The following is a 22,731-nucleotide window of genomic DNA, read 5'->3' as shown; positions in this document are numbered from 1 at the left end:
CCGCCCTGCCCTGCGGGCCTTAATTGGTGTGGGTGGAGTGATCCATGTTTCCGTGGGCCCCGTCCTGGCGCTCCAGATCCACCGGCACGTCAATTTCGACCTCGCCGGCTTTCTCGAACACCAGCGTGACCTTCACCACATCGCCGTGGTTCAGCGGCTGCTTCAGGCCCATGAACATGATGTGGTCGCCGCCGCGCTGCAGCATATGGGTAGCGCCTGCCGGCACGGCAAAGCCTTCCTCCACATGCATCATCTTCATGACGCCGTCGCCGCCTTCCTTGTGGGTGTGCAGCTGCACCTTGGCCGCCACGTCGGAGCGCACGCCGATCAGCTGATCATCGGCCTCGCCCTTGTTCATGATTTCCATGAAGGCGGCACCGGCCTTGGCAGCCGGCGAGGACACCCGCGCGTACTGGCCGTGCACCATGATCATGGCATCGCCCGCAAAGGCAGAAGTGGCAAAGGCAGCAGCCGCCGCGGCTGCAAAGACAACAGACTTCAGGGACATATCCTGTCTCCTCTTGGTAGGTATTCAGTTTTCAAATTGGGAGTGGTCCTGGCCGTTCAGGCGGCAGCAGGCGGCGCGCGGGCGGTGGCGCGCAGGATCTGCTGCACCGCGGGCAGCGCAGCTGCCCGCACGGCAGCCACTTTGCTGGAAACCGCAACCGGCAGCACCAGCCCCGCAGGCTGCATCACCGCGTCCAGGACATGCACGACACAATCGGGGCAATGGTGCGGCGGCTTTACCGGCTGACCCTCGCTGTCCACATAGATGATGACCGGGCCGGTGCCGGTGCAGATCACCATCTGGCCCGCGGCATCGCGCTCCCCCTGCCGGGCGGCGGCGCTGTGGGCGGTCAGGGCGACCATCAGGGCCAGGAACAGGCCAAGGGATATGCGCAAGGCACGGATCATCACCGCAAGATATGCCCCCGCGGCGCGGCCCCCGCAAGGCGCAACCCTGCGGCAGATTGCGCAAACGCAAACACCGCGCAAGGATGCCCCTGCGCGGTGTGTGTAATCCGATCCGGTGAAGGGATCAGGCCAGGAAATTAAGCCTGTGCGGCTTGTGCCTTGGCGATCTCTTTCTTCACTTTCAGCGCGTTTGCCGACAGCTCTTCGTCCTTGGCTTTGGCCAGGAACGCGTCCAGGCCGCCGCGGTGGTCGACCGAGCGCAGGGCAGCTGCGGAGATGCGCAGCTTGACGCCGCGGCCCAGAACTTCGGACTGCAGGGTCACGTCGTTCAGGTTGGGCAGAAAGCGGCGCTTGGTTTTGTTGTTGGCGTGGCTGACATTGTTGCCAGTCATCGGGCCTTTTCCGGTCAGTTCGCAACGGCGCGACATATCTTCATCCTTCGTTTTTTGGAGGCGCTGGCAGTCCGGCGCCAAATCACAAGGGGCGCGGCCATTGGCTGCGCCCGAAAACTGGTCCGCTGCTCTTACGCTCAACCGGCAACAGCGTCAAGTGATTCAACTCAGCTTTCTTGCCGGGCTTACTGCACCCGTTTCCGGCCGGCCGCAAGCCCCTGCAGCCGCCCTTTTTGCCCCGTCAGGCGGCGTCAGGCAGCGCCCAGCGCCTGCAGCATTATCTGCGCCGCCTCGCCCGGGCTTTTGCCGCCGCTTGCAACTGTGCCTGCCAGCTCTGCCATCTGCGCCTTGGCGTCCGGTGTTTCCAGCCGCGCCAAAAGCGCCTGGCGCACCTCCTGATCGAACCAGTAGCAGGCCTGATCGGCGCGGCGGCGCTCCCAGTGGCCGTTCTCCCTGCGCCAGGCGGTCAGCGCCTGCATCTCCTCCCAGGCCTTGTCCAGCCCGTGTTCTTCCACCGCGGACACCATCAGCGCCTTGGGGAAGCCCTCCGGGTCCTGCGGGCGCTTGCGCAAGAGGCGCAGGGCGCCGGAGTAATCGGCGCAGGTGCGGGTGGCGACGGGTTTCAGGGGGCCGTCGGCCTTGTTCACCAGGATGAGGTCGGCCATTTCCATGATGCCGCGCTTCACCCCCTGCAGCTCATCGCCGCCCGCGGGCGCCAGCAACAGGAGGAACAGATCCGACATCTCCGCCACCACGGTTTCCGACTGGCCGACGCCAACCGTTTCGATCAGCACCACGTCGAACCCAGCAGCTTCGCACAGCGCCACCGCCTCGCGCGAGCGGCGGGCGACGCCGCCCAGGTGGCTCTGGCTGGGGGACGGGCGGATGAAGGCGTTCTTGTCCCGGCTGAGCCGTTCCATCCGGGTCTTGTCACCCAGAATGGACCCGCCGGAGCGCGCCGAACTGGGATCGACCGCCAGCACCGCCACCCGCAGGCCAAGCCCGGTCAGCATCATGCCGAAGCTTTCGATGAAGGTGGACTTGCCGACGCCGGGCGTGCCGGACAGGCCGATGCGCAGCGACTGGCGCTTGTGTTTTGCCAGCTCCGACAGCAGTTCGCCCGCCATGGCGCGGTGATCCTTGCGGCCGCTTTCCACCAGGGTGATGGCGCGGGCCAGCGCCCGGCGGTCGCCATCGAGGATTTTCTGCGTCAGCTGTTCGGTATCCATGCGTGCCTTCCTGTCGTGATGGGCGGACCTTGGCGCAAGCGGCGCCGCAAAGTCCAGCCCCTGCCGTCTGGCGCGCAACCTACAACACACGCCGCCGCAGGGAAGGCGGCAAATCCGCCGCGGCTGGTGCGGTTTGCGTAGCGGGAGGAAGCGCAATGGGGCGCATTGGTTGCGATGTCTGTACCGCCCGGCTGAAAGCCGGGCTGCGCCGGCCCGCCCCCATGGGGCGGCGCATTCGCGCCACCCCGCGGGCCTCTGCAGCCCTATGTGTTAAATCAACAGCCTCTTGTTCAGGACACACCGCTGGACCTGACCCGCCCCTTTGGCGATAAGGCGGGCATGACCAGATTGCCGATCGAAGACGCCCTCCCCGACCTCCTGGACGCCCTGCGCGCCCGCGGCCGTGCCGTGCTGCAGGCGCCGCCCGGTGCGGGCAAGACGACGCGGGTGCCGCTGGCGATGCTGGAGGCAGGCCTGACCGCAGGCCGCATCGTGATGCTGGAACCCCGCCGTCTGGCCGCCCGCGCCGCCGCCGAGCGGATGGCGGAGACGCTGGGGGAGAAGCCGGGGCAGACCGTCGGCTACAGGGTGCGGGGCGATGCAAAGGTTTCGAAACCGACCCGCATCGAGGTTGTGACCGAGGGCATCCTGACCCGGATGCTGCAATCGGACCCGGACCTGCCCGGCGTCGGCGCGGTGATCTTTGATGAATTTCACGAACGCTCCCTGAACGCCGATCTGGGGCTGGCGCTGTGCCTGGAAGTTGCGGGCGCGCTGCGCGAGGACCTGATGCTGCTGGCGATGTCGGCAACATTGGACGCCGAACCGGTGGCGGCGCTGATGGACGCGCCGATGGTGACGTCTGAGGGGCGCAGCTATCCGGTGGAGACCCGCTGGCTGGAGCGCCCCCTGCCCGCCCAGGCCCGCCGCGTGGACGCCTTGGTGGATCTGGTTGTGCAGGCGGAGAGAGACACAAAGGCCACCGGCGGCGGCATTCTGGTGTTCCTGCCCGGCGAGGGCGAAATCCGCCGCGCCGCCGGCGCGCTGGAGAAGCGCCTGCCCGGCCATTGCCATATCCGGCCGCTGTTCGGCGCCCTGCCCTTTGCCGAGCAGCGCGCGGCGATCCAGCCCGAGCCGCAGGGCCGCAAGGTGGTGCTGGCGACCTCGATCGCCGAGACCTCGCTGACCATTCAGGACATCCGGGTGGTGGTGGATATGGGCCAGGCGCGGCGTGCGCGGTTCGATCCCGGCTCGGGCATGTCGCGGCTGGTGACGGAGAAGGTGACCCGCGCCGAGGCGACCCAGCGCCAGGGCCGCGCGGGGCGGGTGGCAGAGGGCATCTGCTACCGGCTGTGGGCCAAGGGCGAGGAAGGCGCGCTGATGGCCTTCCCGCCCGCCGAGATCGAAAGCGCCGACCTCACTGCGCTGGCGCTGGAACTGGCGCTGTGGGGCGCGGCGCCCGAGGATCTGTCCTTCCTGACCCCGCCGCCCGCGGGCGCGCTGGCCGAGGCGCAGGCGCTTTTGCACATGCTGGGGGCGCTGGACGCGCAGGGGCGGATCACCGGGCATGGCAAGGCGCTGGCCGCCCTGCCCCTGCATCCGCGGCTTGGCCATATGCTGCTGCAGGCGGGTCCTGCGGCGGCGCCTTTGGCAGCGCTTTTGGGCGAGCGTGATCCGCTGCGCGGCGCGCCTGCGGATCTGTCGCTGCGGCTGAAGGCGTTGAGGGACCCCAAGGGGTTTGCGCGCAGCCACCCCTATCAGCTGAACCGCCCGGTGGCGGAGCGCATCAAGAGCGAGGCGCGGCGGCTGGAGAAACAGGCAGGCCGCCGGGATACGGGCCTGTCCGCGGCGATGATGGCGGCACTGGCCTATCCCGACCGTGCGGGCCAGCGCCGCAAGGGCGGCACCCCGCGCTTTGTGCTGTCGGGCGGCAAGGGCGCCATCCTCGACGGCGGCGACACGCTGGCAGGCGCACCGTTCATCGTGGCGCTCGATACCGATGGCAATCCGCGCGAGGCGAAGATCCGGATGGCGGCGCAGATTTCGCTGGCGGAAATCCGCGAACTGTTTGCCGATCAGATCGTCTGGACGGATGTCTGCGCATGGTCCAAGCGCGACCGCCGGGTGGTGGCGCGCCAGCAGGAACGGTTCGGTGCCGTGGTGCTGGACGACCGCATCTGGAAGGATGTGCCGCCGGACGCCGTGGCGCGGGCGATGCTGGACGGGGTGCGCGACCTCGGCCTGCGGCTGACGGGTGCTGCGGCGCGGCTGGCCGCACGGGTGGAGCTGGTGCGGGCGGAAGGCTTTGACCTGCCCGATTTCTCGCTGCCCGGCCTGACGGACACGCTGGAGGACTGGCTGCTGCCAATGCTCGGCGGGGTGAAATCGGCGGAGGACTGGAAACGTTTCGATCTGCTGCCCGCGCTCAAGGCCGCGCTCAGCTGGGAGCAGACGCAAGTGCTGGACCGCGAGGCGCCGGGCAGTTTCATCACCCCGCTGGGGCGCAAGATCCCGATCAGCTATGACGGCGAGATCCCCGAAATCTCGGTCCGCCTGCAGGAGATGTTCGGCGTCACCCGCCACCCGTCCGCAGGCGGCGTGCCGCTGAAAGTGTCGCTCCTGTCGCCCGCCCAGCGCCCGATCCAGATCACCCGCGACCTGCCCGGCTTCTGGGCAGGTTCTTATGCCGATGTGCGAAAGGACATGCGCGCCCAGTACCCCAAGCACCCCTGGCCGGAGGATCCGACGCAGGAAGACCCGACGCTGCGCGCGAAACGGCGCAAGTGAGCGCCCGCAGCGCGCCGCAGGCGCGCTGCCCGGCCCAACCGCTGGCAGCGCATCCCTGATGCGCGGACCAGCGGGCGGGAGCGCCGCCGCAGCGCCGGAGCCTGGCTGGTAAGTGCTTTTTTCACCCCTGCCGGCTATACTGCGCGGGATGCCGCAAGCGGGCCGTCAAACCGCAGCCGTAAAACCGCGCGGGACGGCTCCGTTCAGGCGGCAGCCTTGATATTCCGGGCAAGTCCGCATACTTTCCCACAACTTCACACAAGAACACGGGGCCAACCCAACACCAAAGGCTGAGCAGCGATGACCCGCACCCTGACGCGCGCCTGGGAGGAAATCCTCAGGCCGATGCTGAAACGACCGAACCGCCTGCAAGTTGCCGCCCTGTGCTACCGCACCGGCGCGCACGGCAAGGAAGTGCTGATGATCACCAGCCGCGGCACCGGCCGCTGGATCATCCCCAAGGGCTGGCCGGTCGAGGGTAAGGACGGGCCGGCCTCGGCGCTGCAGGAAGCCTGGGAAGAGGCCGGGGTGCGCTCTGCCCGCATTTCCAAACAGCCGGTAGGCGAGTTCAATTACCTCAAGCGCCGCGGCCACGGCGCCGATGAGCCGGTGACCACGCTGATTTTTGCCGCGGAAGTCGAGGCGCTTGCGGATGATTACCCCGAGTCCCACCAGCGCACGCGCCGGTGGATGCGCCCGGAGGAGGCCGCGGAACTGGTGCAGGAGCCGCAGCTGCAGGAGCTGCTGCGCCAATTGTAAAAGTTATGTGACATTTTCATGTCAAACGCTTGAACCGCTCCCGCAGCGGCGTTAGGCGCGTCCGCAGACCTCAGAATCAGGAATACGACTATGAGCGATGCACCCCAGCGCACGCAATGGACCACGCTGGACAAGGACCTGAACCGGATCTCCCAGCTCGAACTCGCCACCGCCTATGTCTCCCGCCCGCTGGTGGCGCCGGGCATTGCGCTGGCCTTCATCGTGCTGGCAGGCCTCGGCGCCGGCGTCTTCTTCGGCGGCTCCGCCATGAGCATGGTGGTGATCGCCGCCGCGGCCTTTGGCGCTTACATGGCGATCAACATCGGCGCCAATGACGTGGCCAACAACATGGGTCCGGCGGTGGGCGCCAACGCGCTGACCATGGGCGGCGCCATCGTGATTGCCGCCGTTGCCGAAAGCGCCGGCGCGCTGCTGGCGGGCGGCGATGTCGTCTCGACCATCTCCAAGGGCATCATCGACCCCACCGCGGTGTCCAGCAGCAATGTCTTCATCTGGGCGATGATGGCGGCGCTGATCTCCTCGGCGCTGTGGGTGAACCTGGCCACCTGGGTCGGCGCGCCCGTGTCCACCACCCACTCGGTCGTGGGCGGCGTGCTGGGCGCAGGCGTGGCCGCCGCAGGCACCGCCGCGGTGAACTGGCCCACCATGGGCAAGATCGCTGCCAGCTGGGTGATTTCGCCGGTGCTGGGCGGGGTGATTGCTGCCCTGTTCCTGGCCTTCATCAAGGCCAAGATCATCTATCAGGACGACAAGATCGCCGCCGCCCGCCGCTGGGTGCCGGTGCTGGTCGCGATCATGGCAGGCGCCTTTGCCTCTTATCTGGCTCTCAAAGGGCTGAAGAAGATCGTCAAGATCGACCTGGAAACCGCGCTGCTGATCGGCGCCGGCATTGGCGCCCTGTCCTATGTGATCACCGCGCCGCTGATCAAGCGCCAGTCCGAAGGCATGGAGAACCGTAACAAGTCGCTGAAGGCGCTGTTCGGCCTGCCGCTGGTGATTTCCGCCGCGCTCCTGTCTTTCGCCCATGGCGCCAACGACGTGGCCAACGCGGTCGGCCCGCTGGCCGCCATCGTGCACGCGACCGAGTTCGGCGACTTTGCCACCAAGGTGACGATCCCGACCTGGGTGATGGTGATCGGCGCCTTTGGTATCTCCTTCGGCCTGTTCCTGTTCGGCCCCAAGCTGATCCGCATGGTCGGCAGCCAGATCACCAAGCTGAACCCGATGCGCGCCTACTGCGTGTCGCTGTCCGCCGCCATCACCGTGATTGTGGCCAGCTGGCTGGGCCTGCCGGTCTCCTCCACCCATATCGCGGTGGGCGCGGTGTTCGGCGTCGGCTTCTTCCGCGAGTGGCACATGGAGCGCCGCCTGAAGAAGACCGCCGCAGGCCGCCCGGCAGAGAAGCGCATCGCGCCGGAGGAACGCCGCCGCCGCAAGCTGGTGCGCCGCAGCCACTTCATGACCATCGTGGCCGCCTGGGTGATCACTGTTCCGGCCGCCGCCCTTCTGTCAGCGGTGATCTACCTGCTGCTCAACACCTTCGTCGGCTGAGCCGCACCGCAAGAACCGCAAAAACCCCCGCGCCTTTTGGCTGCGGGGGTTTTTCTTTGGCTTGCGCTGCTGCCTAGAACCGCTCCACCCAGGGCCGCAGCACCAGTTCGTCGCTCCAGGCGGAGCGGTGCTGATGGATCAGGTTCATATACTCTCCGGCGATGGCATCCGGGTCCAGCATGCTGTCGGGGTTGTCTGCGCCCTCTGTCCGTTCGGGGCGCGACGCATTGCGGATGCCGCCATCGATATTGATCCAGGCGACATGGATGCCCTTGGGGTGCAGCTCCCGCGCCATCGACTGCGCCAGTCCGCGCTGCGCGAATTTGCCCATGGCAAAGGGCGCCGACTGGGCAAAGCCCTTCACCCCGGCAGAGGCGCCGGTGAACAGGATGGTGCCGCGCCGCCCGTCTTCTGGCTGCTGCGTGAGCATCCGTTTCGCCGCCGCCTGACCCAGCACAAAGGCGCCAAAGGCGGTGACCTCCACCGCCTTGCGCACCTGTTCCGGGTCCAGGTCCGCAACCGGGCCGCGGACACGGGCCGACGGGTTATAGCAGGCCACCCGCAACGCCCCCTGGAGGCCCGCAACCAGTTGCCGGACCTTTTCCGCATCGGTGCCATCCAGCGCATGCAATTGCGCTCCGGTCTCTGCCGCCAGCCCTTGCAGCTTGTCCGTGCTGCGCGCCGCCAGATGCAGCGCATAGCCCTCCCGGGACAGCGCCCGGGCAAGGGAGGCCGACAGGCCCGCCCCTGCGCCCACGATCAGTGCAAGCGGTTTTGATGATGTGTCTGCCATCGCGGAACCTCCCCCTATCCGGCAGCAGGATGGTGGCGGCAATGCGCCCCCTGTACAAGGGGTTCGGGGGCTTACGCGCATCCGCTGCAGTCCGGTCACCGCGCCGGGCCGCAGGCCCGGCGCCACGCCCAACTGGCAAGGCCCCTTCCAGGGAAGGGGGCGCGGCAGGCGGGAGTGCCCCGCCCTGCCGGCCCTTAGGCCTCAAGCTTGGCTATAAACGGCACGGGTCTCAGCTGCCGGCGCACCAGCGCATGATGGCCTTTTGCGCGTGCAGCCGGTTTTCGGCCTCATCGAAGATCACCGAGTTCGGCCCGTCCATCACTTGGCTGGTCGCCTCCTCCTCGCGGTGGGCCGGCAGGCAGTGCATGAACAGCGCATCCGGCTTGGCGTGGGACATCAGCTCCGCATTGACCTGATAGGGGCGCAGCATGTTGTGGCGGCGCTCCTTGGAGGACTGGCTGTCATGCATCGACACCCAGGTGTCGGTGACCACCAGATCCGCGCCTTCGACCGCCTTGGCCGCGTCGCGCTCAATCACCACCTTGGAGCCTGCCTTGCGCGCCAGGCCGACGAATTCCTCCTCCGGGTCCAGCTGCGCCGGGCCTGCGAAGGTGAGGTCGAAGCCGAACTGGCCGGCCGCATGCAGGAAGGACGCGCAGACGTTGTTGCCGTCGCCGCACCAGACCACCTTCTTGCCCTGGATCGGGCCGCGGTGCTCTTCGTAGGTGAGCACGTCGGCCATGATCTGGCAGGGGTGGGTGCGGTCGGTCAGCCCGTTGATCACCGGCACGTCCGAGTATTCCGCCATCTCGGTCAGCACGGTCTCGTCAAAGGTCCGGATCATGATCATGTCGACATAGCGGCTGAGGACGCGCGCGGTGTCGGCAATGGTTTCGCCATGGCCCAGCTGCATGTCCTTGCCGCTCAGCACCATGGTCTGGCCGCCCATCTGGCGCACGCCGACATCGAAGGACACCCGGGTCCGGGTCGAGGGTTTTTCGAAGATCAGCGCCACCATCTTGTCTTTCAGCGGCAGCTCATCATCCAGCGCCGCCTTGGGGCGGCCAAGGCGGGCCTGCTTGGTGGCCTTGGCCTGATCGATGATCGCGCGCAGGTCTGCGGGGCCGGTTTTGTGGATGTCGAGGAAATGCTTCATAGTCCTATCGCTTCTGGCTGGCGAAGGCCGGGGGCTGCCTGCCCCCGGACCCCCGGGAGTATTTTTGAAAAGGTGAAAATCAGGCGGCGGCGACCTGGGCGGCGGTTTTGTCCAGGCGGCGGACGGCCTCGGCGATGTCCTCATCGGTCAGGGTCAGCGGCGGCAGCAGGCGGATCACGTTGTCCGCTGCCGGAACGGTGATCAGCTCGTTGCCATAGCCCGCCTGGACCACATCGGCGTTCACCGCCTTGCACTTGAGCCCCAGCATCAGGCCGGCGCCGCGCACCTCCTCGAACACCTCGGGATGATCGGCCACCAGCCCTTCGAGCTTCTGCCGCATAAGGCCCGCCTTGCGGTTCACCTCGGCCAGGAAGGCGTCATCGGCGATGTGATCCATCACCGCGCAGCCCACCGCGCAGCCCAGCGGGTTGCCGCCGTAGGTGGAGCCGTGGGTGCCCGCGGTCATGCCGCTGGCCGCGTCCTCGGTCGCCAGCACCGCGCCCAGCGGGAAGCCGCCGCCGATGCCCTTGGCCACCATCATGATGTCGGGGGTGATGCCCGCCCATTCATGGGCGAACAGCTTGCCGGTGCGCCCCACCCCGCATTGCACCTCATCCAGGATCAGCAGAAGGCCATGCTCATCGCAGATCTGGCGCAGTGCCTTCAGCTCCGCATCCGGCACCGGGCGGATACCGCCCTCGCCCTGCACCGGCTCGATCAGGATCGCGGCGGTCTTTTCCGAGATCGCGTTGGTGACGCCATCGAGGTCGCCAAAGGTCAGATGCACAAAACCGGGCAGCAGCGGGCCGAAGCCCTTGACCATCTTCTCGGAGCCCGCGGCAGCGATGCCCGCAGACGACCGGCCGTGGAAGGATCCGTCAAAGGTGAGGATCTCCACCCGCTCCGGCTGGCCCTTGTCGTAGAAATACTTGCGCGCCATCTTCACCGCCAGCTCGCAGGCCTCGGTGCCGGAGTTGGTGAAGAACACGGTGTCGGCAAAGGTATGCTCCACCAGCTTGTCCGCCAGCGCCTGCTGCTGCGGGATCTGGTAGAGGTTGGAGACATGCCACAGGTTCTGCGCCTGCGCGGTCAGCGCTTCCACCAGCGCCGGATGGGCATGGCCCAGTGCGTTGACCGCGATGCCGGAGCCCAGATCCAGAAAGCGGCGCCCGTCCGCCGTGGTCAGCCAGGCGCCTTCGCCTTTGACGAACTCAAGCGGGGCACGGTTGTAGGTCGGCAGAACGGACGGGATCATCGGGATCATCCTTTTTCTAAGGTAGAAGCCAAAGCTGTGACGTAAGCCTGGCCTTGGGTCAACGGTGGATCAATGGATTTCAAGGGGGGATGCGCCGCAGAGCAGGCGCAACAGATCAAGGGCCGGTCACGCCAGGCGGCGTCGGCGTCGCGAGATGGTGGTATCTGCGTGTTTGATCATAGGGAGGTTCCATAATGGAGGTTTCCCCGAAAGAAAACCCCATTTGTGCAATGCGCCCGGCCAATCCGCCGCAGCGCTCCGCCCCTCCCTTTCACCTTTGCGGAAATACTCCGGGGTGAATTGGCCGTCAGGCCAAGAGGGGCAGAGCCCCTTATCTTCTGCAATCTGCGGGGCGGCGTCCCTGCCCCGCCTCAAGCCTGCGGCAGCCGCCGGCCCCTTTTCGCTTGCATCCCGCGGCGGCTTGCCGCACCGCTTGCACATGCGCCGCGACACCGCTGAAAACCCGCCCCTGGCCGCTGCCCTGATCCTGGCGGCAACGACCTTCATTGCCGGCACCACGCTGATGGCCAAGGCATTGGGGACGGATATGCTGGGCGAACCGCTGCACCCGCTGCAGATCAGCCACGGCCGCTTCCTATTTGCCTTCATGGCCATCTCAACGGCGGTGCTGATCCTGCGGCCCAAATTCACCCGGCCGCACTGGGGCTATCACATCGGGCGCACGTCCTTTGGCTGGGCGGGTGTCACGCTGATGTTTGCCTCCGTGGCCTATATCCCGCTGGCCGATGCCACCGCGATCACCTTCCTCAACCCGGTCTTTGGCATGCTGCTGGCCATTCCGCTGCTGGGCGAGCGGGTCGGCCCCTGGCGCTGGGGCGCGGCGCTGATCGCCTTGACCGGCGCGATGATCCTGCTGAGGCCCACGCCTGCCAGCTTCCAGCCCGCGGCGCTGCTGGCCCTGGGCGCGGCGGCGGTGATGGGGCTGGAGCTGATCTTCATCAAGAAGCTGGCGGGCCGCGAGGCGCCCCTGCAGATCTTATGGGTCAACAACCTCTTGGGACTGGCGATCGCCAGCTGCGCGGTGCTGCCGGTCTGGCAGATGCCAAGCCCGGCGCAATGGGCGGCGCTGGCGGCCCTGGGGCTGCTGATGGCCTGCGCACAGGCCTGTTTCATCAACGGGATGGCGCGGGCGGAAGCCTCCTTCGTTGCACCGTTCAGCTATGCCACACTGGTGTTTGCTGCCCTTTATGACATCCTTGGCTTTGGCGCGGTGCCGGATGCCATTTCCGTCCTCGGCGCCTGCATCATCCTGGCCGGGGCCGCCGTGCTGGCCTGGCGCGAGGGCCGGGTGCGCCCGCCTGCGGGCCGCGCCGCAGCCGCCGGGAAGGAACCGCACCGGACAGCGGCCAGCGAGAAAGATATTCCTGCCACTGGCCCATGAGCGGCACCTGCGTCGAAAACAGGCATTCTCCGCCTGCCGGGCGCGCCACCCTGCCCCTTAGCAGGACAGGAGCACGCAGATGCATGAGAGACGGATTCCAGAATGGCTGCGCCATGCGCCGGTGCCCTCGGTGCGGGACTTCGGCATCCTGGCGGGGCTTGAGGCGGTGGTGCGCGGCACGCTGATCTCTGTGTTTCCGCTGATCATCTACCGGGCGCTGGGGGATGCGGGCCTGGTCTCCGCCTCCTATTTTGCGGTGGGCGTGCTGTCGCTGATTGCCGGGCTGATGGTGCCCGCGCTGGTCCGGCTGGTGCCGCGCCGCTGGGCCTACAGCCTGGGGGCGCTGATGTTCGTACTGTCGGCAGGTTTCGCCATCGAAGGCAGCCCCGCGTCGGTGCTGGCCGCGCTGGCGCTCAACACCATGGCGGCGGTCACCACATTCGTCTGCTTCAACGCCTATGTGCTGGACTACATTGCCCGGGTCGAGCTGGGCAGATGCGAGACCTCGCGGATGTTCTATTCGGCCCTGGGCTGGACCGCCGGGCCGATGACCGGCGTGCTGCTGCTGGAGGTCTGGGCGCCCGCCCCGTTCCTGATCTCCGCCGCGGCGGCCCTCGTGATGCTGGCGGCCTTCTGGTGGATGCGGATGGGCAACGGCAAGCAGATCGCCCGCGCCCGCGGCCCCGCCTCCAGCCCGCTGAAATACCTGCCGCGCTTCCTGGAGCAGCCGCGGCTGGTGACCGGCTGGCTGTTTGCGGTGATCCGCTCCTCCGGCTGGTGGATCTATGTGGTCTACCTGCCGATCTTTGCCATCGAGAAGGGTCTGGGGCAGGAGCTGGGCGGCATTCTGCTGTCAATCACCAACGGCTGCCTGTTTGCCGCGCCGCTGCTGCAGCGCTGGGTGCAGCGGCATTCGATCCGGATGGCAGTGCGCACAGGGTTCCTGACCGTCACCCTCTGTTTCGGCGCGGCAGCGGCGCTGCAGGGCTGGCCTGCGCTGTCGGTGGCTCTGCTGATGGCCGGGTCGGCGGCGCTGATCCTCCTGGACATCTGCGGCGGGCTGCCGTTCCTGATGGCGGTGAAACCGTCCGAGCGCACCGAGATGTCGGCGGTCTATTCCAGCTACCGCGACATCTCCGGCATCGTGACGCCGGGGGCCGCCTGGCTGGTGCTGATGGTGTCGCCGCTGGCCGGGATCTTTGCGGCGGGGGCCGGCGCCATGGCCTTTGCCGCCCTGCTGGCGGGCAAGCTGCATCCGCGGCTGGGACGCAACAGGGCCGCGGCGCTGCCCGCCGAAGACCCGCTGCCTGCGCAGTAGCGGCGCAGCGGCGTCAGGGTTTCAGCCGGTAGCCGGTGCGCAGCATCACCCAGGCCAATAGGCAGACGGCAAAGGTTGCACCGCTGCACACCGCCAGCCCCAGCAGCGGCGGGCTGTCGGAAGTGCCGATCACCCCGAATCGCACCCCGTCGATCAGGTAGAACACCGGGTTCACATGCGAGATCGCCTTGAGCACCGGCGGCAGCGCCTCCACCGAATAAAAAGTGCCGGACAGGAACGCCAGGGGCGTCACGATGAAATTGGTGATCGCCGCCATCTGGTCGAACTTGTCGGCAAAGACCCCGGCGACAATGCCCAGGCCGCCCAGGAAGGCCGCGCCCAGCACGATGAACAGGAGCGCCACCAGCGGGTGCGCGGGCACGATCTGCAAGACCGCCATCAGCCCCAGCCCGATGCCCAGCGCCACCAGCGTGCCGCGCGCCACCGCGCCCGCCAGGTAGCCCAGCAGGATCTCCAGACCCGATAGCGGCGGCATCAGCGTGTCGACGATGTTGCCCTGCACCTTGGCAATCACGATCGAGGAGGAGGTATTGGCAAAGGCGTTCTGGATCACCGTCATCATCATGATGCCCGGCGCCAGAAAGGTCAGGAACGGCACCCCCATGACGTCGCCGCGCCGGGGGCCGATGGCAATGTTGAAGATCATCAGGAACAGCGCCGCGGTCACCAGCGGCGCCAGCAGTGTCTGGGTCCAGACCACCAGGAACCGTTTCACCTCGCGCCAGGCCAGCGCTTTCAGCCCCAGCCAGTTCACCTGCCCGAACCTGCGCGCGCCCAGTTCGACCTGATATCCCCGATCCGCCATGCTGTCCCCTTGCGTTTTTTGCTGCCTTGCCTGCATAACGGCTGCCGCTTGGGGCGCAAGATGCCTTGTAACTCCGCCCGCAGTGATTAAAATAGAGCCAACATACGGAATATGATGGCGGCCGCAGAACCCCTGGGGCCGCTATTAGCTTGGAAAGGCAACAGATGTCCTGGACAGACGAGCGCGTCGAACTGCTCAAGAAAATGTGGGGCGAAGGCCAGTCGGCCAGCCAGATCGCAAAAGAACTGGGCGGCGTCACCCGCAACGCCGTGATCGGCAAGGTTCACCGCCTCGGCCTGTCCAACCGCAACAGCGGCAGCGCCAAGGCCGCAGAGCCCAAGGAAAAGCCCGCAGCAGCACCCGCCGCCGCTGCCGCGCCCAAGCCTGCGGCCGCGCCCAAGCCCAAGCCGCAGCCCAAGACCGAACCGGCGCGCCCGGCCGCGGCCCAGCCGTCCGCGGACGCCAAGCCCGCAACGCCTGCGCGCCGCCAGATCATCCCGGCCGGCCAGCCGCTGCCGCCGCAGCCCTCGGCCAATGAAATCAGCCCCGAGGCGCTGGCCAAGGTGAACGAGGTCGAGAAGAAGGCCAAGAAGCTGGGCTTGATGGAGCTGACCGAGCGCACCTGCAAATGGCCGGTTGGGGATCCCGCGACCGAGGACTTCTGGTTCTGCGGCCTGCCCGCGCAGCAGGGCAAACCCTATTGCGAGGCGCATGTGGGCGTGGCGTTCCAGCCGATGTCCTCCCGCCGCGACCGCCGCCGCTGAGGCTGGCGGCAGTTTGAGATTAAAAAGCCCCGGCATTGCGTCCGGGGCTTTTGCTTTTGCGGGGCTATGTTTGTTAAAGGGCGCCGCGTAGCAAAATGCTTCGTCCAGTTTGAGCAGGAAGCAGACTTTTCAATGCATCGGATGGAATTAGGCCCAGGCGGGACATACTGGCCTTCCGTCATATTTTTTCGAACGGCCGGTTCTGCTATGGGAAATTGATTGCAGGTGCAGTGACCTCACATATCAGACCACCCGTGTTCACCGCGCTATAGATAGACTTGGGTGGGCGGGCGGCTCCATCTACGCAGCGGCACACCCAGCTCCTTGCTTCCATTGATTTCAATGACTGCGACAACGCCCGATCTGTTATCGTTGGCAGGTTTCGCTTGATGCCGCTGAAATGGCTCGGTGTGTGGAGCGATGTCAGAACCGGCAAAGTCCATGACCGGCGCAGTAGAGGCCTGTCTTCCTCTGCAGTAACACCGTGGATCCTACTGGCGATGGCCGCGGCCGCCCCCCCCAGCTGTGTGAGCCGGAATTCCGGGCGCAGCGGATGACCGTGGCCAGGGTTTCGTTCAATCAGGCCCAATTCGATCAAATGGTCCATACTTTGCGCAAAGGCGGTCCTGCTTGCGCCGGTCGCAGCCAGTAGCGGAGCTTGCCGCCCTGCGATACCTGAATGCAGGCTCGACAGTATGGGCATTGCCCAAGCCCTTGAAGTGATGTTGACAAGCAATTCAATGTCCATAAAGTATAGTTAGTATATTTTTATTCATAGGGAAAGCACATGTCACTTGTTTCTGTAGACCACACCATCACCATCGCAATGTCGGTCAAGGATCGCCATGCGAGCGCGAAGTGGTACGAGGCCATGTTGGGATTTGAACTGCTCTACCATGCTGATGATGCGGGCTGGTCCGAGCTTCAGACGAACACCCCCGATGTCGCCATTGGCCTTGGCGAACACACCAAGCCCGCGCCCGGCAATTGCGTACCAGTCTTCGGAGTCTCGGATTTGGATTCTGCCCGGCAGAAACTGGAACAGGCCAAGGTCAGATTTGATGGCGAAACGGATGTCGTCGAGGGCATGGTCAAGACCGCAACATTCTACGACCCCGACGGCAACGCCCTGATGCTTGCTGAGGATTTGACCGGAGGAGCTGGGTAACGCTTAGGTTTCTTATCGTCTCTGGAGCGTGCGCGCTCCAGTCGCAAAGTGGTTTTCCAATAGCTGCCGGTTAAAACCTTAGCAGCATCGGTTAAACCGGGCTCAAGCAGCTTTTCGCTGCGTTGGCTCTCAACGTCCCCTCTGGATCTCATGCAGGCAAAGCTTTCGCCTTGCCTGCAAGTTCCAATCAGTTCGCCACCGGCCCCTCAGACGTGAACTTCGGGATCACGCTGTCGGAGGCCGCCTTGGGTTCGATCCCCGGCCATTTGCCTTCGGCGAGTGTGATAGTGCCGGGGATGTCCGCTTCCCAGAAACCCACAACCACGTCGGTGATGTTCAGGTACAGCTTGTCGTCGACGATGCGCCACAGGTTCGGGTTGGCGGGCACCTTGCCGCCCTTGGAGACGCCATAGGCGCAGTGGCCGTCGTACTGCGGCGCGTAATAGGCAGGGTTCGCCGCGAAGGTGTCGCGGTTCTCTGCCGAGGAGAACGCCCAGGTGGCGCCGTTGTACTCGGCGGTATAGGCCGCGTTGCCGCGCACCGGGGCGGTCTGCGGCGTGCCGGGCGGGTTCATCTCCAGGCTGCGGTAGGCCACCACGTCATAGCCCGACACCGCATAGCCGGTGCCGTCGACATATTGCTCGCCCGCAAAGGCCGGCAGGGCAAAGGACAGCGCTGCCGCAGCAGCAAATGCAAGACGCTTCATGAAATCATCCCTTTCCTTGGTGATCGCTTCGCCGGAGCCGCCAGCGCGCGGCTCCGGCTTCGCCATTGACATTACTGCCCCGGCGGCAAATGCGAAGGGGGGCTCACGGCTCTGTGTCCGCAAACGGCCGGCGCGTGAGCGGATTGTAAAATTTCCGCGCGCAGACCTTCCAGTCATTGGAATTTGCAAATAACCCCTTATCTCAGCCGGAGCCGGCCGCCCCAGCGTGCGCGGCTGACCCGGAACAGGAAACAATCAGGACAAGGCCCGACAGATGAGCGACACCCCCTATACCCCGCCGAAAGTCTGGAAATGGGAGAAAGGCAATGGCGGCCAGTTTGCCTCCACCAACCGCCCGGTTGCCGGCGCCACCCACGACAAGGACCTGCCCGCGGGCGAGCATCCCTTTCAGCTCTATTCGCTGGCGACGCCGAACGGGGTGAAGGTCACCGTGATGTTCGAAGAGCTGCTGGCCGCGGGCCATGCGGGCGCCGAATATGACGCCTGGCTGATCCAGATCGGGGACGGCGACCAGTTCGGGTCCGGCTTTGTGGAGATCAACCCGAACTCCAAGATCCCGGCGCTGCTGGACCGCAGCGGCGCAGAGCCGGTGCGGGTGTTTGAGAGCGGCTCGATCCTGGTGCATCTGGCGGAGAAATTCGGGGCGTTCCTGCCCAAGGACGGCGCGGCCCGCACCGAGACCCTGAACTGGCTGTTCTGGCAGATGGGCAGCGCGCCCTACCTGGGTGGCGGCTTTGGCCATTTCTATGCCTATGCGCCGGAAAAGTGGCAGTACCCGATCGACCGCTTCGCGATGGAAGCCAAGCGCCAGCTTGACGTGCTGGACCGGCAGCTGGCGGAGCGCCCCTATATCGCGGGCGAGGACTACACCATTGCCGACATCGCGATCTGGCCCTGGTACGGCCAGCTGGTTCTGGGCCGCCTGTATGATGCCGCCGAATTCCTGGACGCCGAAAGCTACAAACACGTGGTCCGCTGGGCCAAGGCAATCGACGCCCGCCCGGCAGTGCAGCGCGGCCGCATGGTGAACCGCTCCTTCGGCGAGCCGCATATGCAATTGCATGAGCGCCACGACGCCAGCGATTTCGAAACCCGCACCCAGGACAAGCTGGAGCCGGCTGCGGAGTAACCGCACCCGCCCCCGAAGATCATCCAGGCGCCCGCGGCAACGCGGGCGCTTTCAGTTTTGCGGCCCTACATCCAGCCCAATTGCGTCAGGGCATGAACATCGTTCCAGACCTTCGTCATGCCGCGGATCTTCGGCCCGTCGAAATCCAGAACGTAGACGTAATCCGAGGCCACTTTCCTGCCCGTCGGCGCGCCGTTGCCGGCATCCGCCGTATGGGTGCCGTGAAAGACCGCAAAGAGGATCGCGCGCCCGGCGTCCTCATCCACGGCCAGCGATTTGAACTCCGCATGGGCGTCCGGCATCGGGGTCAGCAGCCCCTTGGCCCATTCCGTATAGTCCGCAAGCGTCGTGATCTCCGCCAGCGCATCCGCCTGGACAGAGAACGTGGCATCCTCCGCGCACCACTGCTTGCAGACGTCCCACCCCTTGCCTGCATCGCAGGCTTCGCAGAAATCATGTGCTGTCTGTTTGATGGACATCGTTCTCTCCCTCCCTGCCGGGTTGCCGGGCATGGCGCCTGGCCATGCCCCTGCAGCAGCAGATAAGGCGAAACCGGCGTGAGGCGAGGACGGGCTACTTCAGGCGCGGCGGCTTCTCGGGGTCGCTGCCCGGCGTCACCGGCCTGTATTCCTGCGGCGCTGGCGGCTGCGGCAGGTCGAACCGCAGCCCGACGCGGGCCAGGCTGGCCGCCGCCGGATCCTCCGCCGCGAAGAATGCCACATCCATCGCCCCGGCCTCGATGCCGGAAAAGGTCAGCGCCTCGCTGGCCGCCTTGGCGAGCGAGGCCTGCGCGGCTTCCTTGGCACCGACAAAGCCCAAGAGATGCCCCTGCCCCCCGCCGGCATAGCGCACGCCCGCCAGATAGGCCGCCGCCGCCAGCCCGCCCGCGGTGGCGAGCTTGGCATCCAGCGCCGTCAGCAGCGCCTCCGGCAAGCCCTTGGGCGCGGTGAACATCTCCACCGCGGCCTCCACCTCATCCGGCGCGTGGCCCAGCGTCTGATGCAGCCAGCCGACCGCCTCTGACGGGATCAGGATGGCAGAGGGCGCCACCTCCAGGTTCAGCCCCAGGCCAATGCCCTGCCCGGCCAGCATCTGCGCGATCACCCGGCCCGACAGCGCCGCGTAAGGCACCGCTTGGCCTGCAAACTGCGCCAGCCGCTCCTCGCGGTCGAACACCAGCACAAAGGCCCCGTCCGGCGTCTCGAACAGCTCCGGCGAGATCTGCTCCCCCTCAGCCTCCGCTGCCAGCATCAGGAACAGCTCTGCATCGGCCAGCCGTTCGTAAAACCGCAGGCGCGCGGCATCCTCGGCGGGCGCCGCCTCCATCGCGGCATGGGCCAGATCCAGCGGGGTTTCTTCTGTCATCGCATCAGCTCCTTCACCCGGGCCTGCAGCACCGGCAGCAGTTCGGCCTCGAACCAGGGGTTTTTCTTCAGCCATGCGGTATTACGCCAGGACGGATGCGGCAAGGGGAAGACCTGCGGCGCATGATCCCGCCAGCCGCGCACCAGCTCTGTCACCGGCGCCTTCACCCCCAGGTGATAGCGCTGCGCATGGGCGCCCACCAGCACCTTGAGCCGCACATCCGGCAGCTCTGCCATCACCAGATGATGCCAGGTTCTGCTGCAAACGGCAGGCGGCGGCAGGTCGGCTTTCTTGTCGTTATAGCCGGGAAAACAGAACCCCATCGGCACGACCGCCACCCGGTCCTTGTCATAGAACTCCGCCTCCGTCAGCCCCAGCCAGGCGCGCAGCCGGTCGCCGGAAGGGTCGGTAAACGGCCTGCCGCTGCCGTGCACCCGCGCCCCCGGCGCCTGGCCCGCGATCAGGATCCGGGCCGCGGGGCGGAACCAGACAACCGGCCGGGGGGCATGCGCAGTGGCAGTGGCGGCAAAGCGCTCCGCACAGATCTGGCAGTTGCGAATCTGCGTCTTAAGCTGCCCGCTGCCGCCCATTGTTTCACCTCCGGAAACAGTCATGCCCCGCCCCGCTGGTCCGCTCCGCCGCTGAAAACCGCCCCAAACCCCCGGCTGCGGGCCAAACTGTTAAAACTTCGTTGAATATCTATGACACAATTCGACATAATAAGGCCAAATTCGCCGCGTAGGCCATTAACACTCTTTTGATAAGAAAGGGACGCGGGCACGGCAGAAAGCCCGCGCAACTTGAGGCAGACAGAGCCCCCCCTTGCGGGGCCGCACGGGCAGCACCGGACCAAGCAATGCTTGAATTTGAAAACGTCAGCAAGTCCTTCTGGACGGGAACCCAGCGCAAGGTGATACTTGACCGCGTGTCGTTCTGCGTCGAGCCGGGCAAATCGCTGGGCGTTCTGGCCCCGAACGGCACCGGCAAGACCACGCTGATCAACATGATGGCCGGCCTGGAAAAGCCGGATGAGGGCGAAATCCGCCGCAACTGCAAGATTTCCTTTCCCCTCGGCTTCATGGGCGGGGTGATCAGCCGCCTGTCGGCGATGGAAAACAGCCGTTATATCGCCAAGCTTTACGGGCTGGACCCGGATTACGTCGAGGCCTACTGCCGCTGGCTGTGCGGCCTGCGGGAATATTTCGACCAGCCGATCGGCACCTATTCCGCCGGGATGCGGTCGCGGTTCAGCTTTTCGCTGATGCTGGCGCTGGATTTCGACATCTACCTGATCGACGAAGGCATGCCCAGCACCACCGACGTCGAGTTCAACCGCAAGGCCGGCGAGATCCTGCAGGAGCGGCTGCAGACCACCACCATCATCATCGTCTCGCATCAGGCCAAGACGCTGGAGAAGTTTGCCCGTTCGGCGGCTGTCCTGCTGCAGGGACAGCTGCATATGTTTGACACTTTGGAAGAAGCGAAACAGCTCTATGACTACGAAACCGAGAGCTAAGAAGTTCCGCATCCGCCGCAGCCCCGCTGCGGCCGAAGCCCGCGAAACCGGCACCGCGGCGGCGCCTCAGGGCGCGGCCGCTGCTGCCGTGCAGCCGCACGCCCGGCCGGTCCCGCAGAGCACCGCCGCTGCCGCCGATGCCGCGGCGGGGAACCGGGCCGGCGGCGCGCCGCTGTCCGGCATGGTCAGCTCCCCGCGCGAAACCAGCATGGAAACCGATATCGAGGCGATCCGCCGCGAAGGCCTGACCGGCCGCCAGCTGCGGCTCGCCCGGCGGATGGCGCAAAAGCACAACCTGACCCCCACCTCGGATTTCGAGGCGGTGCGGATGCTGCGCGAACGCGGCATCGACCCGTTCGCCCGCGCCAACATGCTGGAACTGGTGGTGCCCCAGAACAAGACCCAGCCCGCAGGCACGCCGCCGGCGCCGGGGTCTGTGCAGCTGCCGCAGACGGTGCCCGCCGGCAAGACCACCCTGCCCTCCACCGAGCTGAGCCCGGCAGAGCGGCGCGCCCGCGAAATCCAGGAGATCCAGCGCGATATCGCGCGCCGCCGCCGCCGCAAGCTGTCGCTGCTGGGAGCCCGGCTGGCGTTCTTCGTGCTGCTGCCGACCCTGGCCGCGGGCTTTTATTTCAATTCGGTGGCGACGCCGATGTATTCCTCCAAGTCCGAGTTCCTGGTGCTGAAGGCCGACAGTGCGGGCGGCGGCGTCGGCGGGCTGCTGTCCGGCACCCAGTTTGCCACCAGCCAGGACTCCATCGCGGTGCAAAGCTACCTGATGTCCAAGGAGGCGATGCTGCGGCTGGACCGCGAGGCGGGCTTCAAGGCGCATTTCACCCAAGAATGGCTGGACCCGATCCAGCGGCTGGAAAGCGACCCCACCAACGAGGAGGCCTATGCCACCTACAGCCGCAACGTGAAGATCGGCTATGACCCGACCGAAGGCGTGGTGCGGATGGAAGTGTCCGCTGCCGCCCCCAACGCCGCGGCGGAGTTTTCGCGCAAGCTGATTTCCTATGCCCAGGAAAAGGTGAACAGCCTGTCGCAGCAGAAACGCGCAGACCAGATGTCGGAGGCCGAGGCCGCCCTGGACGAAGCCGAGGCCCAGCGCCGCGCCGCGCAGCAGCGGCTGGTGGTGCTGCAGCAGCAGGGCTCCGTGCTGGACCCTGAGGGTGTGGTCGCCGCGCTGCGCCAGCAGATCAGCACCTTTGAGATCCAGCTGGAGGAAAAACGCCTGGAACTGGCCGCCCTGGAGGACAACGCCCGCCCCAACCGGGCCAAGGTCAGCGGCGCCGAGGCCGACATCCGGCGGCTGGAGACGGTGATCGCCAGCCTCAACAACCGGATGGTCGATGCTTCGGCCGGCGAAAACTCGCTTGCCAATCTGCGCATCCAGATCCAGATGGCGCAGGCCGACCTTGCCACCCGCGACCTGATGCTGCAATCGGCCTTGCAGCAAGTGGAAACCACCCGCCTGGAGGCCAACCGCCAGGTCCGCTACCTGACCACCGCGGTGGAGCCGGTGCCCAGCGATGAACCCTCCTATCCGCGCAAGTTCGAGAATACCGTTTTGGCATTCCTGATCTTTTCCGGTATTTACCTGATGTGTTCGCTCACCGCGTCCATCCTGCGGGAGCAGGTGTCATCGTAAAGCCATC

At 66.2% G+C, this 22,731-nt stretch carries 23 protein-coding genes; 10 read left to right on the top strand and 13 right to left on the bottom strand.

Features of this window, described 5'->3' with window-relative positions; genetic code table 11:
* Nucleotides 1–19 precede the first annotated feature (19 nt).
* The 4 genes from B2P87_RS05365 to meaB form a co-directional block, all read right to left on the bottom strand.
* Nucleotides 20–508 (bottom strand): copper chaperone PCu(A)C, encoded by a 489-nt coding sequence (locus tag B2P87_RS05365; protein ID WP_141890832.1) that lies wholly within the window; start codon nt 506–508, stop codon nt 20–22.
* Between the two features lie 56 nt (nt 509–564).
* Nucleotides 565–915 carry a DUF2946 family protein gene (locus tag B2P87_RS05360; RefSeq protein ID WP_244940723.1) on the bottom strand — a complete coding sequence of 117 codons (351 nt, stop codon included), beginning with the start codon at nt 913–915 and terminating at the stop codon, nt 565–567.
* Nucleotides 916–1,052: 137 nt separating this feature from the next.
* Entirely contained in the window at nt 1,053–1,343 is a 291-nt protein-coding gene (gene rpmB / locus B2P87_RS05355; protein WP_019296104.1) for a 50S ribosomal protein L28, read from the bottom strand.
* A gap of 215 nt (nt 1,344–1,558) precedes the next feature.
* Nucleotides 1,559–2,536: a methylmalonyl Co-A mutase-associated GTPase MeaB gene (gene meaB, locus B2P87_RS05350; protein ID WP_141890834.1), complete on the bottom strand. Its 978-nt coding sequence runs from the start codon at nt 2,534–2,536 to the stop codon at nt 1,559–1,561.
* A 339-nt stretch (nt 2,537–2,875) separates the two neighbouring features.
* Here meaB and hrpB point away from each other — a divergent pair, with 339 nt between their 5' ends.
* The 3 genes from hrpB (at nt 2,876) to B2P87_RS05335 (ending at nt 7,654) form a co-directional block, all read left to right on the top strand.
* Nucleotides 2,876–5,323, top strand: a complete 2,448-nt coding sequence (hrpB, locus tag B2P87_RS05345) for an ATP-dependent helicase HrpB (protein ID WP_141890835.1) — start codon at nt 2,876–2,878, stop codon at nt 5,321–5,323.
* Nucleotides 5,324–5,623: 300 nt separating this feature from the next.
* Nucleotides 5,624–6,082, top strand: a complete 459-nt coding sequence (locus B2P87_RS05340) for an NUDIX hydrolase (RefSeq protein ID WP_058285941.1) — start codon at nt 5,624–5,626, stop codon at nt 6,080–6,082.
* A 90-nt stretch (nt 6,083–6,172) separates the two neighbouring features.
* The gene (locus B2P87_RS05335; RefSeq protein WP_058285942.1) at nt 6,173–7,654 is read left to right on the top strand and encodes an inorganic phosphate transporter; all 1,482 of its coding nucleotides are present in this window, start codon (nt 6,173–6,175) and stop codon (nt 7,652–7,654) included.
* Nucleotides 7,655–7,727: 73 nt separating this feature from the next.
* Here the strand turns inward: B2P87_RS05335 and B2P87_RS05330 are convergent, their stop codons facing one another.
* From B2P87_RS05330 to B2P87_RS05320, 3 genes are all read right to left on the bottom strand, one after another.
* Nucleotides 7,728–8,447: an SDR family NAD(P)-dependent oxidoreductase gene (locus B2P87_RS05330; protein ID WP_141890836.1), complete on the bottom strand. Its 720-nt coding sequence runs from the start codon at nt 8,445–8,447 to the stop codon at nt 7,728–7,730.
* A gap of 229 nt (nt 8,448–8,676) precedes the next feature.
* Nucleotides 8,677–9,603: an ornithine carbamoyltransferase gene (gene argF, locus B2P87_RS05325; protein ID WP_058285944.1), complete on the bottom strand. Its 927-nt coding sequence runs from the start codon at nt 9,601–9,603 to the stop codon at nt 8,677–8,679.
* A gap of 79 nt (nt 9,604–9,682) precedes the next feature.
* On the bottom strand, nt 9,683–10,858 hold the full coding sequence (locus B2P87_RS05320) for an aspartate aminotransferase family protein (protein WP_141890837.1): 1,176 nt from the start codon (nt 10,856–10,858) through the stop codon (nt 9,683–9,685).
* Between the two features lie 439 nt (nt 10,859–11,297).
* On the opposite strand from B2P87_RS05320, the gene B2P87_RS05315 reads away from it, so the two are divergent.
* Both B2P87_RS05315 and B2P87_RS05310 read left to right on the top strand, forming a co-directional pair.
* Nucleotides 11,298–12,260: a DMT family transporter gene (locus B2P87_RS05315; RefSeq protein WP_141890838.1), complete on the top strand. Its 963-nt coding sequence runs from the start codon at nt 11,298–11,300 to the stop codon at nt 12,258–12,260.
* Between the two features lie 79 nt (nt 12,261–12,339).
* Nucleotides 12,340–13,578 (top strand): MFS transporter, encoded by a 1,239-nt coding sequence (locus B2P87_RS05310; RefSeq protein ID WP_141890839.1) that lies wholly within the window; start codon nt 12,340–12,342, stop codon nt 13,576–13,578.
* 13 nt (nt 13,579–13,591) lie between these two features.
* On the opposite strand, the gene B2P87_RS05305 is transcribed toward B2P87_RS05310, so the two are convergent.
* Nucleotides 13,592–14,404 (bottom strand): ABC transporter permease, encoded by an 813-nt coding sequence (locus B2P87_RS05305; protein WP_141890840.1) that lies wholly within the window; start codon nt 14,402–14,404, stop codon nt 13,592–13,594.
* A 164-nt stretch (nt 14,405–14,568) separates the two neighbouring features.
* Here B2P87_RS05305 and B2P87_RS05300 point away from each other — a divergent pair, with 164 nt between their 5' ends.
* A complete protein-coding gene (locus B2P87_RS05300) occupies nt 14,569–15,168 on the top strand; it encodes a GcrA family cell cycle regulator (RefSeq protein ID WP_058285948.1) in 600 nt (199 codons plus the stop codon).
* Between the two features lie 205 nt (nt 15,169–15,373).
* On the opposite strand, the gene B2P87_RS05295 is transcribed toward B2P87_RS05300, so the two are convergent.
* Entirely contained in the window at nt 15,374–15,916 is a 543-nt protein-coding gene (locus tag B2P87_RS05295) for a winged helix-turn-helix transcriptional regulator (protein WP_141890841.1), read from the bottom strand.
* A gap of 39 nt (nt 15,917–15,955) precedes the next feature.
* Between B2P87_RS05295 and B2P87_RS05290 the strand changes: the two genes are divergently transcribed.
* A complete protein-coding gene (locus B2P87_RS05290; protein ID WP_141890842.1) occupies nt 15,956–16,336 on the top strand; it encodes a VOC family protein in 381 nt (126 codons plus the stop codon).
* Between the two features lie 187 nt (nt 16,337–16,523).
* Here the strand turns inward: B2P87_RS05290 and B2P87_RS05285 are convergent, their stop codons facing one another.
* Nucleotides 16,524–17,042, bottom strand: a complete 519-nt coding sequence (locus B2P87_RS05285) for a YHS domain-containing (seleno)protein (protein WP_141892093.1) — start codon at nt 17,040–17,042, stop codon at nt 16,524–16,526.
* Between the two features lie 274 nt (nt 17,043–17,316).
* Between B2P87_RS05285 and yghU the strand changes: the two genes are divergently transcribed.
* Nucleotides 17,317–18,192 carry a glutathione-dependent disulfide-bond oxidoreductase gene (gene yghU / locus B2P87_RS05280; protein WP_141890843.1) on the top strand — a complete coding sequence of 292 codons (876 nt, stop codon included), beginning with the start codon at nt 17,317–17,319 and terminating at the stop codon, nt 18,190–18,192.
* Nucleotides 18,193–18,257: 65 nt separating this feature from the next.
* Here yghU and B2P87_RS05275 read toward each other — a convergent pair whose 3' ends face one another.
* From B2P87_RS05275 to B2P87_RS05265, 3 genes are all read right to left on the bottom strand, one after another.
* Complete coding sequence (locus B2P87_RS05275; RefSeq protein ID WP_058285951.1) at nt 18,258–18,671, bottom strand: ester cyclase; 414 nt, start codon at nt 18,669–18,671, stop codon at nt 18,258–18,260.
* 94 nt (nt 18,672–18,765) lie between these two features.
* The gene (locus tag B2P87_RS05270) at nt 18,766–19,557 is read right to left on the bottom strand and encodes an SseB family protein (RefSeq protein ID WP_141890844.1); all 792 of its coding nucleotides are present in this window, start codon (nt 19,555–19,557) and stop codon (nt 18,766–18,768) included.
* Nucleotides 19,554–20,171, bottom strand: a complete 618-nt coding sequence (locus tag B2P87_RS05265) for a uracil-DNA glycosylase family protein (protein ID WP_244940724.1) — start codon at nt 20,169–20,171, stop codon at nt 19,554–19,556. Before B2P87_RS05265 ends, B2P87_RS05270 begins: the two co-directional genes overlap by 4 nt.
* A gap of 242 nt (nt 20,172–20,413) precedes the next feature.
* On the opposite strand from B2P87_RS05265, the gene B2P87_RS05260 reads away from it, so the two are divergent.
* Nucleotides 20,414–21,073, top strand: coding sequence for an ABC transporter ATP-binding protein (locus B2P87_RS05260; RefSeq protein ID WP_058285954.1), 660 nt, complete (start codon nt 20,414–20,416; stop codon nt 21,071–21,073).
* Nucleotides 21,051–22,724, top strand: a complete 1,674-nt coding sequence (locus B2P87_RS05255) for a capsule biosynthesis protein (RefSeq protein ID WP_141890845.1) — start codon at nt 21,051–21,053, stop codon at nt 22,722–22,724. The genes B2P87_RS05260 and B2P87_RS05255 overlap by 23 nt, the downstream gene beginning before the upstream one ends.
* The last annotated feature ends 7 nt before the right edge of the window (nt 22,725–22,731 follow it).

Origin of the sequence: Leisingera sp. UBA4491, assembly GCF_002388965.1 — a bacterium.
Lineage (GTDB): Bacteria > Pseudomonadota > Alphaproteobacteria > Rhodobacterales > Rhodobacteraceae > Leisingera > Leisingera aquaemixtae.
Note: the sequence above shows the minus strand (reverse complement) of the source record. Positions and strands in the feature narration are given on the sequence as shown.